At 69.1% G+C, this 13,094-nt stretch carries 14 protein-coding genes; 11 read left to right on the forward strand and 3 right to left on the reverse strand.

Going from position 1 to position 13,094, the window contains the following annotated elements; translation table 11 throughout:
- Positions 1–15 precede the first annotated feature (15 nt).
- From BN984_RS12950 to tpiA, 11 genes are all read left to right on the forward strand, one after another.
- Entirely contained in the window at positions 16–747 is a 732-nt protein-coding gene (locus BN984_RS12950) for a fumarylacetoacetate hydrolase family protein (protein WP_008093036.1), read from the forward strand.
- Between the two features lie 63 nt (positions 748–810).
- The gene (locus tag BN984_RS12955) at positions 811–1,188 is read left to right on the forward strand and encodes a DUF1648 domain-containing protein (protein ID WP_081909234.1); all 378 of its coding nucleotides are present in this window, start codon (positions 811–813) and stop codon (positions 1,186–1,188) included.
- Positions 1,189–1,229: 41 nt separating this feature from the next.
- On the forward strand, positions 1,230–1,844 hold the full coding sequence (locus tag BN984_RS12960; RefSeq protein ID WP_049968393.1) for a gluconate 2-dehydrogenase subunit 3 family protein: 615 nt from the start codon (positions 1,230–1,232) through the stop codon (positions 1,842–1,844).
- Positions 1,837–3,417, forward strand: a complete 1,581-nt coding sequence (locus BN984_RS12965; protein WP_049968394.1) for a GMC family oxidoreductase — start codon at positions 1,837–1,839, stop codon at positions 3,415–3,417. Before BN984_RS12960 ends, BN984_RS12965 begins: the two co-directional genes overlap by 8 nt.
- 118 nt (positions 3,418–3,535) lie before the next feature.
- Positions 3,536–4,621 (forward strand): histidinol-phosphate transaminase, encoded by a 1,086-nt coding sequence (gene hisC / locus BN984_RS12970; RefSeq protein ID WP_008093044.1) that lies wholly within the window; start codon positions 3,536–3,538, stop codon positions 4,619–4,621.
- Entirely contained in the window at positions 4,618–5,127 is a 510-nt protein-coding gene (locus BN984_RS12975) for an adenylate kinase family protein (protein ID WP_049968395.1), read from the forward strand. Before hisC ends, BN984_RS12975 begins: the two co-directional genes overlap by 4 nt.
- Positions 5,124–5,726, forward strand: coding sequence for a CDP-alcohol phosphatidyltransferase family protein (locus tag BN984_RS12980; protein WP_049968396.1), 603 nt, complete (start codon positions 5,124–5,126; stop codon positions 5,724–5,726). The genes BN984_RS12975 and BN984_RS12980 overlap by 4 nt, the downstream gene beginning before the upstream one ends.
- A gap of 195 nt (positions 5,727–5,921) precedes the next feature.
- Positions 5,922–7,349 (forward strand): PAS domain-containing sensor histidine kinase, encoded by a 1,428-nt coding sequence (locus BN984_RS12985; protein ID WP_049968630.1) that lies wholly within the window; start codon positions 5,922–5,924, stop codon positions 7,347–7,349.
- Positions 7,350–7,403: 54 nt separating this feature from the next.
- A complete protein-coding gene (locus BN984_RS12990; protein ID WP_049968397.1) occupies positions 7,404–7,841 on the forward strand; it encodes a hypothetical protein in 438 nt (145 codons plus the stop codon).
- A 101-nt stretch (positions 7,842–7,942) separates the two neighbouring features.
- A complete protein-coding gene (locus BN984_RS19115) occupies positions 7,943–8,464 on the forward strand; it encodes a multiprotein bridging factor aMBF1 (protein WP_081909201.1) in 522 nt (173 codons plus the stop codon).
- A gap of 156 nt (positions 8,465–8,620) precedes the next feature.
- A complete protein-coding gene (tpiA, locus tag BN984_RS13005; RefSeq protein WP_008093049.1) occupies positions 8,621–9,265 on the forward strand; it encodes a triose-phosphate isomerase in 645 nt (214 codons plus the stop codon).
- 45 nt (positions 9,266–9,310) lie between these two features.
- On the opposite strand, the gene BN984_RS13010 is transcribed toward tpiA, so the two are convergent.
- From BN984_RS13010 to lrpA1, 3 genes are all read right to left on the reverse strand, one after another.
- Positions 9,311–11,077, reverse strand: coding sequence for a helicase HerA domain-containing protein (locus BN984_RS13010; RefSeq protein ID WP_049968398.1), 1,767 nt, complete (start codon positions 11,075–11,077; stop codon positions 9,311–9,313).
- A gap of 63 nt (positions 11,078–11,140) precedes the next feature.
- Entirely contained in the window at positions 11,141–12,457 is a 1,317-nt protein-coding gene (dinB, locus tag BN984_RS13015; protein ID WP_008093051.1) for a DNA polymerase IV, read from the reverse strand.
- A gap of 107 nt (positions 12,458–12,564) precedes the next feature.
- The gene (gene lrpA1 / locus BN984_RS13020; protein ID WP_004043634.1) at positions 12,565–12,993 is read right to left on the reverse strand and encodes an HTH-type transcriptional regulator LrpA1; all 429 of its coding nucleotides are present in this window, start codon (positions 12,991–12,993) and stop codon (positions 12,565–12,567) included.
- Between the last annotated feature and the right edge of the window lie 101 nt (positions 12,994–13,094).

The raw sequence follows: 13,094 nt of genomic DNA on the forward strand, positions 1-13,094 counted from the left end.
GCCGACGCGTGGGGCATGCATCACGTCCGATTCCGCGACCCCGCGGGCGCGGTTCGAACCGGCGAGTGGCACGGCGATTCGGTCTCCTTCGGCGGCGAGAACTACGACCTCGACGAGGTCGACGTGCTCCCGCCGTGCGAGCCGTCGAAAATCGTCTGCATCGGCCGCAACTACGCCAAGCACGCCGAGGAGCGCGACGAGGAGGTTCCCGACCGGCCGCTTTTGTTCCTCAAGCCGCCGAACGCGGTCGCCGGCCACGGCGACACCGTGACGCTCCCCGCGGGCAAGGAGAACGTCGAACACGAGGCCGAACTCGCCGTCGTCATCGGCGAGCAGTGCCGAAACGTCGCGCCCGAGGACGCCGAGGCGGTCATTGCAGGCTACACGGTCATGAACGACGTGTCGAACCGCGACGACCAGGATATCGAGACGAACTGGGTCCGCGGGAAGGCGTTCGACGGCTCCGCGCCCCTCGGACCGGCCCTCGCCGACCCCGACCACCTCCCCGAGGACGCGAGCATCTCGCTCCGCGTGAACGGCGAGACGCGACAGGACTCCAGCATCGAACACCTCATCTTCTCGATTCCCGACCTCGTCGCCGAAATCACGTCCTACATGACGCTCGAAGCCGGCGACGTCATCTCGACCGGCACGCCCGAGGGCGTCGGCCCGCTGGAAGACGGCGACCGTGTCGAGGTCGAAGTCGAGGGCGTCGGCGTCCTCGAACACCGCGTCAGACAGGACTGACCCCGACCGACGGTCCGTTTTTTCATCGTCGAGCCACGACCCGACCGTATGCGTGTTCCCCGGCTGACACTCGTCGGCGTCGCGATGCTCGCACTCACTGCCGTCGCGGGCGTCGCGCTCCTTCCCGTACTCCCCTCCTCGGTCGCGGTTCACTTCGGAACCGGCGGCGACCCCGACTCGTTCGTCGCCGCCCCGCTCGGCGTGCTTCTCATCCCGGTAGTCGGCGTCGGCGCGCTCGCCGTCACCCGACTCGCGGGAGCGACGGGACGCGGAACCAGCGTTCCGCCCGTCTTCGATACGATACTGGCGACGTTCCTCGCGTACGTGCAGGCGCTCGTCCTCGCGCACAACCTCGGTGCGCGATTCGATATGTTCGTCGCGGTCGTCCCCGTCGTCGTCACGTTCGGCGTCGTCGCCGTCGTCCTCGACCGCGCGGGGTGAGAGGACAAACCCTATAATTAGGCTGGCCTAATTCCCGCCGAATGCGACTGACTCGACGGGACGCGCTGGCCGTGCTCGCCGGTCTCGGCGTCACCGGCGGGGCCGTGTCGCTGACGCAGTTTGACCCGCCGACCGCCGATTCGACCGGCAACGAAGGTGGGTCGACTGGCGAGGACGGATCGGGCGGCGACGACACCCCGCCGACCGCGGTGCGCGACACGATGGTCGCCGCCGCCGAGGCGGTCTACCCGAGCGCGGCCGAGGGCGTCTCGGAGTTCGTCGAGGCCTACGTCGTCGGGCGCGCGCGAGACGACTCGCGTCGGGCCGCGATGGCCGATGCCGCGACCGAGTTGGACGACGTCGCCCGCGACTGGGAGGGCGCGGCCTTCGCCGACCTCCCCGCGGCCGACCGCGACCGCCTGCTCCGCGAACTCGGCGTCGACGCGGCCGACCCGATTCCGGACGGCACGCTCTCCGAGCGCCTCCGGTTTCACGTCGTGAACGAACTGCTCTACGCGTTCTACGCCTCGCCGACCGGCGGCCGCCTCGTCGGCATCGAGAACCCCATCGGCCACCCCGGCGGGGCCGAGAGCTACCGGCGGGCGACGATGGACGAACCCGAAACGACCGACTCCGGGGGCGAGACCGATGGATAGGACACCCGTCGCCGACGCCGACGTGTGTATCGTCGGTGCCGGCCCCGCCGGCGGTCTCGTGGCCCATCGGCTCGCCGAGTCGGGCGCGGCGGTCGTCGTCCTCGAAGCCGGGCCGCGGTTCGACGGCGACAGGCGGGAGCAACTGGAACAGCACGTCCGCCCCGGCCTCGACGGCCCGTGGGAGATGGGCGGCCCGCGGGACGCGTTTTCCTCCTCGGGCGAGTCGTTCTACCCGCTGAACGCCGCCCGCGTGAAGGGCGTCGGCGGGTCGACGCTCCACTGGCAGGGGATGGTGATGCGCCTCCACGAGCGCGACTTCGAACTCGACACCAGACACGGCGTCGGGGCCGACTGGCCCGTCGGCTACGGCGACCTCCGGCCGTACTACGCCGCCGCGGAGCGCGAATTTGGCGTCGCGGGCGCGGCCGACAACCCCTACGCGCCGCCGCGGGACGAGCCCTACCCGCTTCCAGCCTTCCGGCCGTCGCACTCGGACTCCATCTTCGCCGAGGCCTGCGAGCGCCTCGGCATCGACATGCACTCGGTGGGCAACGCCCGCAACTCCGAACCGTACGACGACCGGTCGCCCTGCGTCGGCTACGGGACGTGCAAACCGGTCTGTCCCTCCGGCGCGAAGTACACCGCCGAGTCCCACGTCGAGAAGGCCGAGGCCGCGGGCGCGCGGGTCATCGACCGGGCGCGGGTCCGACGGCTCGAACACGACGCGGTCGGCGAGCGCGTCGTCGCGGCCGCCTACACGACCCCCGACGGCGAGACCCACAGACAGGAGGCGACCCAGTTCGTCCTCGCCTGCGGCGGCGTCGAGAACGTCAGACTGCTGTTGCTGTCCGACTCCGACCGCTACCCCGACGGCCTCGCCAACTCCTCGGGTGCGGTCGGTCGGTACTTCATGGACCACCTGTTCGCCGGGATGGGCGGCCGCCTCGACCGCCCCACGCGTCAGAACCACGTCGGCTTCAACACCAGCGAGTGCCACCAGTTCTACGACGATGCCGACCCGGTCAACGGCCTCAAACTGGAGTTTCTCAACTACGCCGGGCCGTCGCCGGTCATCGACGCCCTCCACGCCGACACGTGGGGCGACGACCTGCTCGACCAGTTGGACGAGAGCTACGGCACGCACGTGTCCATGGGCGCGCTGGTCGAACAGCTCCCCCGCGAGGACAACTACGTCGGCCTCGACCGGGAGACGACCGACGACCTCGGCGACCCCGTCCCCGAGATACACTGGTCCGTCGATGAACAAACGGAGGCCGCGCTCTCGCGGGCCAACGAGATTCAGGCGCGCGTGCTTGACGAACTCGGCGTCGAGGACCGCTGGACCGTCGGCCCGGACGAAACTGGCCCCGCGTACCACCACATGGGGACGACGCGGATGGGCGACGACCCCGAATCGAGCGTCGTCGACGCCGAGTGTCGCGCGCACGACCTCGACAACCTCTGGATTTCGGGGTCGAGCGTCTTCCCGACCGGCGGGGCGATGAACCCGACGCTCACCATCGCGGCGCTCTCGCTTCGACTCGCCGAGTCGCTTCAGGCGCAACTCGGGTAGTGCCCGTCGGGGGCGCTTCTCACCACCGTCCCCTGACCTCCCAATCCCGTCGCTCCCGTCTCACCACTCCCGTCCCGGAGTACGCACGCTTAAGAACCGCGACCCGCATTTTCCGACCATGCAACCACGGGACCTCTCCGCGCACGCTCCCTACGTACCCGGCCGCGGGACAGAGGAGGTCGCCCGCGAACTCGGGATGGACCCCGAGGACCTGACGAAACTCTCCTCGAACGAGAACCCCCACGGCCCGAGTCCGAAGGCGGTCGCCGCCATCGAGGACGCCGCGCCGACCGTGAGCGTCTACCCGAAGACCGCCCACACGGACCTGACCGAGCGCCTCGCCGACAAGTGGGGCCTCGAAGCCGAACAGGTGTGGGTGTCGCCCGGCGCGGACGGCTCTATCGACTACCTGACCCGCGCGATGCTCGAACCGGACGACCGGATTCTCGAACCGTCGCCCGGCTTTTCGTACTACTCGATGAGCGCCCGATACCACCACGGCGACGCCGTCCAGTACGAGGTGTCGAAGGGCGACGACTTCGAGCAGACCGCCGACCTCGTCCTCGACGCCTACGACGGCGAGCGCATGGTCTACCTCACGACGCCGCACAACCCGACTGGCTCCGTGCTCCCCCGGGACGAACTCGTCGAACTCGCCGAGTCCGTCGAGGACCACACGCTCCTCGTCGTCGACGAGGCCTACGGCGAGTTCGCCGACGTGCCCTCGGCCATCGACCTGCTCTCGGAGTACGACAACGTCGCGGTCCTGCGGACGTTCTCGAAGGCGTACGGGCTTGCCGGCCTCCGCATCGGCTACGCCTGCGTGCCCGAGGCGTGGGCCGACGCCTACGCCCGCGTGAACACGCCGTTCGCCGCCAGCGAGGTCGCCTGCCGCGCCGCGCTCGCCGCGCTCGACGACGAGGAACACGTCGAGAAATCCGTCGAGTCGGCACGGTGGTCCCGCGAGTACCTCCGCGAGCACCTCGACGCGCCGACGTGGGAAAGCGAGGGCAACTTCGTCCTCGTCGAGGTCGGCGACGCGACCGCCGTCACCGAGGCGGCCCAGCGCGAGGGCGTCATCGTCCGCGACTGCGGGAGTTTCGGTCTCCCGGAGTGCATCCGCGTCTCCTGCGGCACCGAGGCCCAGACGAAGCGCGCCGTGGACGTGCTCAACCGAATCGTCTCGGAGGTGCCGACGGCGTGAGAGTCGTCGTCACCGGCACGCCCGGCACCGGCAAGACCACCGCCACCGAGCGCGTCGCCGACGACCTCGACCTCGACGTGGTCCACCTCAACCGACTCGTGAAGGACGAGGGTCTCTGGAGCGAACGCGACGAGGAGCGCGACACGCTCGTCGTCGACCTCGACGCCGCCCGCGACGAACTCGGCGACTGGGACGGACTCGTCGAGAGCCACCTCGCACACCACTTCGAGGCCGACCGCGTGGTCGTGCTTCGGTGTCGCCCCGACATCCTCGAACAGCGCCTGCTCGACCGCGGCGAGGCCGAGGCCAAGGCGCGCGAGAACCGCGAATCGGAGGCGCTGGACGTGATTCTCGGCGAGGCCGTCGAGTTCCACGGCGAGGAGTCGGTGTACGAGATAGACACGACCGACCGCGACCCCGACGCCGTCGCCGACGACATCGCGGCGGTCGTCGCGGGCGAGCGAGAACCCTCGGCGGGGACCGTCGACTTCATCGACTACCTATGACGCTCGACCAGTACCGCGACACCGCCGACAAACTGCTCGCCCCGTTCGTCTCGGTCGCCGACGCCGCCGGCCTCTCGCCGAACGGCGTGAGCGTCGTCGCCTTCGGGTTCGCCGTCGCCGCCGGCGTCGCCTTCGGCCTCGCCGACCCGCTTTGGTACGGCCTCGGCGCGGTGTTCGTCTTCTGTAACGGCTGGCTCGACCTCGTCGACGGCGCGCTCGCCCGCGAGCAGGGCGTCTCCTCGAAGGCCGGCGACCTGCTGGACCACGTGCTCGACCGCTACGCCGACATCGTCGTCCTCGTCGGCCTCGCCGCCGGTATCGACTCGTTCGCGCTGGGTCTCGCCGCCGTCACGGGCGTCCTCATGACCTCCTATCTCGGCACGCAGATTCAGGCGGTCGGCCTCGGACGCGCCTACGGCGGCCTCGTCGGACGCGCCGACCGACTGGCGCTCATGGGCCTCGTCGGCCTCGCGTCCGCCGTCTACACCGGCACGCTCGGCGGGTTCACGCTCGTCGGCTGGCTGCTCGTGTTCTTCGCCGTCGTCGGCCATCTCACCGCCGTCCAGCGCTTCTGGGGCGCGTGGAGCGACCTGACGTAACCCGGCCGACTGCCCGAGGATGTTGCCCGCTACCGCGGATTTATATGTTTCAGATTATCACCAGAGAACGAATCGAATGAGACACAGCCGCGCATCACATACTCACATACTCGCGCAATTTCGCCACCGGACCCCACGGTATCTGTTTTCTCGCACCGAGAGTGAGCGCCCGCGGTGCTCGGCCCTCGCCGAGTGATGTTCGTCCTCGACGCGTCGGGCGTCGTCGTCCACGCGGGAGAGGAATTCGCGGCACACCTCGGGGCGGACACCGCGGCGCTCCGCGGGCGACCGTTTTCGGACCTCCTCGCCGACGGGGACTGGCCGGAGGTTCGCGAGGCCGCTGCCGCCGTGCGAGCGGCGAGCGGGTGGGAGAGCCGTCGGTGCCACTGTCGGCTCTCGGGAGTCGGCGGCGGGGCAGCCGGAGCCGTCGCGGTCGAAATCGAGTTCGCCCCGTCCCCCGGTGTCGAAGTCGGCAGTGGCGGAGCCGGTGACGGAAGCGGAGACGCCGACCGCGACGGCGACTCGGACGCCACCGGCGCGGGCCGGGTCGTCGGCGCGGTCTGTCGCGAACTGCCGGAGCCGGCGGCCGCGCGACTGCACACAGAGCGCGACCGGTTCGACCACCTGTTCGACCTCGTCGACGACGCGGTCATCGAGTTCGAAATCGTCGGCGTCGAACCGATTATCCGGACGGTCAATCCGGGGTTCGAGGCCGTCTTCGGCTACGGCGCGGCCGAGGTGCGCGGCGAGTCGCTCAACGACTTCATCGTCCCGCCGAACGCCGACGACGAGGCGGTCGACTTCGACCAACGGACCGCCGACGGGAAGGCCAACCACGCCATCGTCACCCGCCAGACCGCGTGGGGGAGACGGGAGTTCCTCTATCGCGGCATCCCCTACAGCCGCGGCGACGGAAGGCGGTACGGCTTTTCCATCTATTCGGACATCACCGGTCAGCGCCGTGCCAGAGAGCACTTACAGGTGCTCCAGCGCGTCCTCCGGCACAACCTCCGAAACGAGATGAACGTCGTCCTCGGCATGGCCGAGGAGATACGCGAGGCGACGGCGGACTCGCGCGTCGACCACGCGGCCGCGCGAATCGCCGAGCACACCAAAACGCTCCTGCGGGTCAGCGAGAAGGCACGAACCGCCGCCGCCGTCCTCGACGACCAACGACCCGACGAGGTGGTCGACGCGACCGCGACGGTCCGCGCCGTCGTCGAGTCGCGGCGAACCCGATACCCCGCGGCGACGTTCGACCTCGACCTTCCCCCGTCGCTCCCGGTCTCCGTCGGGCCGAAACTCGCGCAGGCGCTCGCCAACGTCGTGGAGAACGCGCTGGAACACACCCCCGAGGACGTGACGGTCCGCATCGAGGCGGCGGCGTGCGAGAACGACGCGACCCTCCGCATCAGCGACGACGGCGACGGTATCCCCGAAATCGAGTGGGCCGCCGTCTTCGGCGACGAGGACATCACGCAACTCAGCCACGGCTCGGGGCTGGGGCTGTGGGTCGTCAAATGGGTTGTCGAGTCCGCGGGCGGCCGAGTCGACTACGACCGACGCGACGGGTGGAGCACCGTCCAACTGGCGCTTCCGCTGGCGGACGAGGCGCGGTGCTGACTGTCCCAGAACCTCGCCAAAACTACTATGTGGTGACACGAACGACGACGATTCGTGCCCTCCATCGTTCCGTCGCCCGCGGAGGCGACGCTGTTTTTCGTCCCGGTCGTCGTCCTCGTCGCCACGTCGCTTTGGGTCTCGCAGAACGCCGCCGCCCGCGGCCACGGGTTCCCGAACCTCCTCGGGGCGCTCGTCGCCTTCGTTCCGGTCGGACTGGTCGCGTACCTTTTGTTTTTCGTCAGCGGGTCGTCGAGGCGGCGACCGCCGTCGAGGACCGAACGCGCCGCGCTCGCCGTGATGCTCGCCGGTGTCGCCTCGTACGTCGCCGGCGCGTTCACGCTCCCGCCCGACCCGTTCACGCAGGGTCGCTGGCTCATCGTCGCGTTCGTCGCGCTCCTGCCGGTCTCGTACGTCGTCGTCTATCGGCGAGGCCACCGCGTCGTCACGCGACCCGTCCGTCGCCAGATTCGAGCGCGCATCGTGCGCGAGTGACGCGGACGGTCGCGTTTCGGTCGCGTCAGTTGCGCCTCGGGCGCGTCGGGTTAGTGGCCGGTGGCGTGCCTTTTATACGCGGCGGGCGGGTACGTGAGTGTATGCCTCAGTGCGAGATGTGCGGCTCCGACCAAGCCTCTCTGAAGACTGTGAAGGTCGAAGGCGCAGAACTGCAGCTGTGTGACGACTGCGCCGAGTTCGGCACGGAGGTCCGCACCGAGTCGACTTCCAGCGCGAGCACGAAGTACTCCACGTCCTCCTCGTCGGGCTCGAACTCCTCTCGCTCCTCGGGGTCGTCTTCCTCCTCGTCGTCGAAGCGCCGCCGCCGCGACATGTTCGACGACATGGACGAAATCGCGACCGACTACGACGACCGCATCCGGCAGGCGCGGGAGTCCCGCGGAATGAGCCAAGAGGAACTCGCCCAGTCGCTCAACGAGAAGGCGAGCCTCATCCGCAAGCTCGAACGCGGCGACATCATGCCGCCGGACTCCGTCCGGAAGAAAATCGAGCGCAAGCTCGACATCTCGCTGGTCGAAGGCGAGAGCGACGACGACTCCGAGTGGTCCGGCGGCGGCTCCACGACGACCACCCTCGGCGACGTGGTCAAGCGCAAAGACTGACGCGAGCCGGCGACCGACGCCGACGACCCATCGCGGAAACGACGCGGTCGGTTTCTCCGCACCGTTTATCACGATTTTCCGCCCGCGAGACGCCGTCTCGTGGCAATCGCGGCCCCGAAAACCAATTTATTAGTCTCGCCGGACGCGACTTCGACTGTGTTCATCCTAGTCAACCTCAAAGCGTACCCGTGTGACCCGATCGAAGTCGCCACCGCCGCGCGCGACGTGGCCGAGGAGTCCGGCGTCCGCATCGCCGTCTCCCCACAGGCGGCCGACATCTCCCGCGTCGCCGACACCGGCGTCGAGACGTGGGCCCAGCACGTCGACCCGAACGGCCACGGCAGCCACACCGGCAGCACCCTCGCCGAGGCCGTCGCCGAGGCCGGCGCGGTCGGCACGCTCATCAACCACTCCGAAAAGCGCCTGAAGCTCGCCGACATCGACGGCTCCGTACAGGCCGCCGAGCGAGCGGACCTCGAAACCTGCGTCTGCGCCAACAACCCCGCCCAAATCGGCGCGGTCGCCGCGCTGGGCCCCGACTCGGTCGCCGTCGAGCCGCCGGAACTCATCGGCGGCGACGTCTCCGTCGCGACCGCCGACCCCGGCATCGTCACCGACGCCGTCGACGCCGCGGCCAACGTGGACGACGACGTTGCTGTCTACTGCGGCGCGGGCATCTCGACCGGCGACGACGTGGTGACCGCTGAGGAACTCGGCGCGTCCGGCATCCTGCTCGCCTCCGGCGTCGCCAAGGCGGACGACCCGCGCGCGGCGCTCGAAGACCTCGTCTCCGGCCTGTAAGCGCGCCAAAATTCTCCTTCCGACCGACGGCCCGCGTCTCGACGTCTACTCGCCGTCGGCTTCTTCTTCGACGAACGACGCCTCGATAGCCGCGACCGTCTCCCGGAGTTCGTCGTCGCCCAAGAGGTCCGCGTACTCGTCGCTCACGAGGTCCGGCAGCGCGTACTCGTACTTCCCGCGGCCGGCGTGGCGGATGAAGCCCGCCCGACGGAGCGAGCGGTTCCGGCCGTAGGCGAGGTGCTGGTCGCCGGTCTCGCCCGCGGCGACGTGGGCCGCCAACGGGTCGGAGATGCCGCGCTCGCGGTAGTGCGCGAGCATTCCGTGGTGGACGTCGCCCAGCGCGTTCACGATGGCCGTCATGCGGTCGACCACGTCGCGGCGGCTCTCGGCACCCGGCGCGGGGTGGAGTTCCGCTGGCTCGAAGTCGCCCATCTCGGCGGCCGCCATCCACGACTCGTCGTCGGCCGGCGCGGCCGCAGGGGCCGCGTCGCCCGTGCCATCGGCGCCGTCAGCCCCCGCCTCGTCGCTCTCGGAGAGCAGTCCGTGCGTCGGCCACGGCGGCCCGGACGGCGCTTCGAGCGGTCGTCGGGGCGGTGTGTCGCCGGTGTTCTCGATCCCGTCGCCGCCCTCAGCGGCGGCGTCGGCTGCCGCGTTCGCCACGTCACCATCGGTGGCCTCGTTGTACTCGCCGAGCGCGGCCTGCTTTTCGGTGGGGCGGTTGAGGTTGCGACCGTCGCCGCCGCGGTAGGGCGACTCCGCCTTCTGGAACATCGCCTGCGCGAACTGGTCGGCCATCCGCGAGAGGTCTCGCGCCTCCTCTAGCTCCCGTTCGAGCTGTCGAATCTTCGCGTCCTTCTTGTCTATCTCCTGTCTGAGGTCGGCGATGCGGCTCTCCTGTCTTGCCTTCTCGTCGGAAATCTCCTTGAGGTCGGAGACGAGGTCGCCGTCGACGGACTTCAGGTCCGGGCGCTCGAAGTCGTCGAGGCCCGGCGTCGCGCCCGCGTCGAACGTCTGCTTCTTGTGGAACTGCACGCGCCGAATCGACTCGGACCAGTCGGTGACGAGGAATCCCTCGCCGTTGCCCATGTCCTCGATGGCGTCGGCGTACTCCGACCCGAGGATTCGCCCGACGACCTTGGTGTCGTTGCGCCACGTGAGGCGGTGCCAGACGAGCCAGTCGCACTGGGTGATGAAGTCCTTTTTGACGTCGGCGGGGCGCTGGGAGATGCCGACGACCCCGAGGCCGTGTTTGCGGCCGCGCTTTCCGATTTTGATGAGCATCTTACCCGCCTCGTCCATCCCGCCCTTCTCGGGGATGTACTCGTGGCACTCCTCGATGAGCATCAAAAACGGCTTCTTGAGCTTCTTCTCCTTCGCAAAGAGGTGTTTCGCGACCTCCGTCACCAGTTCGTCGGAGGCCGCGTCGTCGAGGTAGCCGGACACGTCGAGGATGATAGGAACGTTCTGTTCGAGCGCGAGCGTGGCGAGTCGCTCCGCGTGCTCGGGGCTCACCTGGATGTCGCACTCCTCGTCGGCCCCGGCGTGGAGCAGTTCGAACTCCTGTTTGAGGCCGTAGTACTCGCCGTCCGTGTCGACGATGAGCACCGGGAAGTTGGCCGACAGCAGGTTCTCGATGATGACCGACGCCGTGTTCGACTTGCCCGACCCGGACTTGCCGGTGACGAACCCCCGACCGGTGAGGATGTCGACCACCGGCAGGTCGACCGTCGTCCCCGGCTCTTCGGCTCCCTCTCCCCCTGGACCGTCGCTGATCTCGGCGACCGAGATGGTTTCCGTGTCCGAATCCGTCATCCGGTTTGGTCGACTCCCTCGGAGGCCATAGTTCCTCCCCCTCGCCCCGTCGGTCCCGCGGAGTCAGTCGAACTCGACGAGCGACGACTGGCCCTCGTGCGAGCGGGTTCCACCGCCGGCGTTCGGGGGCTCGTCGTCGCCGGCGTCGTCGCTGGTGTCGTCGCCGACGCGGTCGTCTGAAATGTCGTCGCCGCCGGACCCGGTCGACTCCCACCCGTCGAGGCTCGACTGGTCGGCGTCCGCGAACGAGAGCTTCGAGACGCGGACGCCGAGCTTTCGGACGGTCGTCTCTTCGAACTCGGCGTCGAGTAAGTCGAGCGCGACCGATTCGACGAGTTCTGGGTCGTCCACGGGCCCGGAAAGCGACGTCGCCCGCGTGTTGATGTCGAACGGCGGGACGACCACCTTGATGCCGATGGTCCGGTACATCGCCCCGCGGGAGTTCGCGCGGTCGGCCACGTCGGCCGCGAGGGCGCGAACGACCTCCCGCTTGTCCTCGATGTCGTCGGTCGGCTCGGTGAACGCAGACTCCCGCGAGAGGCTCTTGGGTCGGCCCGTCGGCGTGACCGTCCGGTCGTCGTAGCCGCGGGCTCGCTCGTGGAGTTCGCGGCCGCGGGAGCCGAACTCGGCTTCGAGGACCGAGGCGTCGGCCTCGGCGAGGTCGCCCGCCGTCTCGACGCCGAGCGAGCCGAGCTTTCGGGCCGTCACGGGGCCGACGCCGTGGACCTCCTCGACCGGGATGGGTGCGAGAAAGGACCGAACCTCGCCGGGACGGACGACGACCAGCCCGTCGGGCTTGTCGAAGTCGGAGGCGATTTTCGCGGTCGACATGTTCGGCGCGACGCCGATGGAGGCCGCGACGCCGACCTCGCGGGCGATGCGCTGTTTCACGTAGCGGGCGAAGCCCTCCGCCAGCGTCCGGTCGCCCGAGGCCGCGAGGTCCCACGCAGTCCGGTCGGTCACGTCGAGGTAGGCCTCGTCGATGCTCACCTCGCGGACCACGTCGGCGCAGTCGTGGAGAATCGCCTTCACGTCGGCGGCGACCTCCTTGTAGAACTCGAGGTCGACGGTGCGGTAGTGGCCCGCCGCCGCGGGGTCGTCGTCGGGGCCGAGGCCCTCGGTTCGCGGGAGGCGTTCGAGCGCGGTCGAAATCGGCTGGGCGCTCTCGACGCCGAACTCGCGGGCCTCGTAGCTCGCCGTGGCGACCGCGCCGTGGCCCTCGCCGGGTTCGTAGCCCATGCCGACGACCACCGGCTCACCTTCGAGTTCGGGTTCGCGGAGGCGCTCGCAGGCGGCGTAAAAACAGTCCATGTCGACGTGAAGGACGATGCTGTCGGGGGCGTCGTCGGCGGTCGTGCCCGGCAGCGTCTCCTCCGCCATGGTCGAGGTGACGGGCGCAACGCACCTGAAGCTTCAGATAGCGCGGCGAAAGTAAAGCGAAGGGGAAGGACGCGGCGGGTCGGTCGCGGCGGGCGAGATCGGCCGCGTTACTTCAGTCGCTCCTGTAGGAACGACGGGTGTGCGGCCGTGACGCCGTCGATAGACAGAATCTCGTCGGAGATGACGTCGCCGAGGGAGTCGCCGTCGACGGCGCGGACCTCGGCCATCAGCATGTGGTCGCCGGAGGACGTGTACAGCGCCTCCACCGAGTCGAGTTCCTTGAGGATGCGCGTGACCTCGACGTAGCGCTCGCTCGTCGCGTCGATGCCGACCATGGCGATAGACTGCCCGGCGAGTTTCTTCGGGTCGATGTCGGCCGAGTAACCGATGATGACGCCGTCGTCTTCGAGCTTTCGGATGTACTTCCGAACCGTCGGCTTCGACACGTCCGCCCTGTCTGCGATCTGGGCATACGACGCCTTCGCGTCTTCCTCCAAGACCGCGAGGATGCGTCCTTCCGTGGACGTGGTTTCCATGCCCGTTGGTTTTCCGACGGGAGAAAAATATCTTGCGAATCCGAAAAGGGTTCTCGGTCACATCGAACCGGCGCGGCCGCCGGCCGTGAACCGAGCGCCGA

It is taken from the genome of Haloferax prahovense, from assembly GCF_000723845.1.
In the GTDB taxonomy this organism is placed as follows: Archaea; Halobacteriota; Halobacteria; order Halobacteriales; family Haloferacaceae; genus Haloferax; species Haloferax prahovense.

What these genes read in the sequence shown, in the direction of transcription:
- dinB (WP_008093051.1), bottom strand. Translation starts at nt 12,457, where the DNA reads ATGGCGGAGGAGACGCTGCCGGGCACGACCGCCGACGACGCCCCCGAC.
- BN984_RS12965 (WP_049968394.1), top strand. Translation starts at nt 1,837, where the DNA reads ATGGATAGGACACCCGTCGCCGACGCCGACGTGTGTATCGTCGGTGCC.
- BN984_RS13010 (WP_049968398.1), bottom strand. Translation starts at nt 11,077, where the DNA reads ATGACGGATTCGGACACGGAAACCATCTCGGTCGCCGAGATCAGCGAC.
- BN984_RS19115 (WP_081909201.1), top strand. Translation starts at nt 7,943, where the DNA reads ATGCCTCAGTGCGAGATGTGCGGCTCCGACCAAGCCTCTCTGAAGACT.
- lrpA1 (WP_004043634.1), bottom strand. Translation starts at nt 12,993, where the DNA reads ATGGAAACCACGTCCACGGAAGGACGCATCCTCGCGGTCTTGGAGGAA.
- hisC (WP_008093044.1), top strand. Translation starts at nt 3,536, where the DNA reads ATGCAACCACGGGACCTCTCCGCGCACGCTCCCTACGTACCCGGCCGC.
- BN984_RS12985 (WP_049968630.1), top strand. Translation starts at nt 5,922, where the DNA reads ATGTTCGTCCTCGACGCGTCGGGCGTCGTCGTCCACGCGGGAGAGGAA.
- BN984_RS12980 (WP_049968396.1), top strand. Translation starts at nt 5,124, where the DNA reads ATGACGCTCGACCAGTACCGCGACACCGCCGACAAACTGCTCGCCCCG.
- BN984_RS12950 (WP_008093036.1), top strand. Translation starts at nt 16, where the DNA reads ATGCATCACGTCCGATTCCGCGACCCCGCGGGCGCGGTTCGAACCGGC.
- BN984_RS12960 (WP_049968393.1), top strand. Translation starts at nt 1,230, where the DNA reads ATGCGACTGACTCGACGGGACGCGCTGGCCGTGCTCGCCGGTCTCGGC.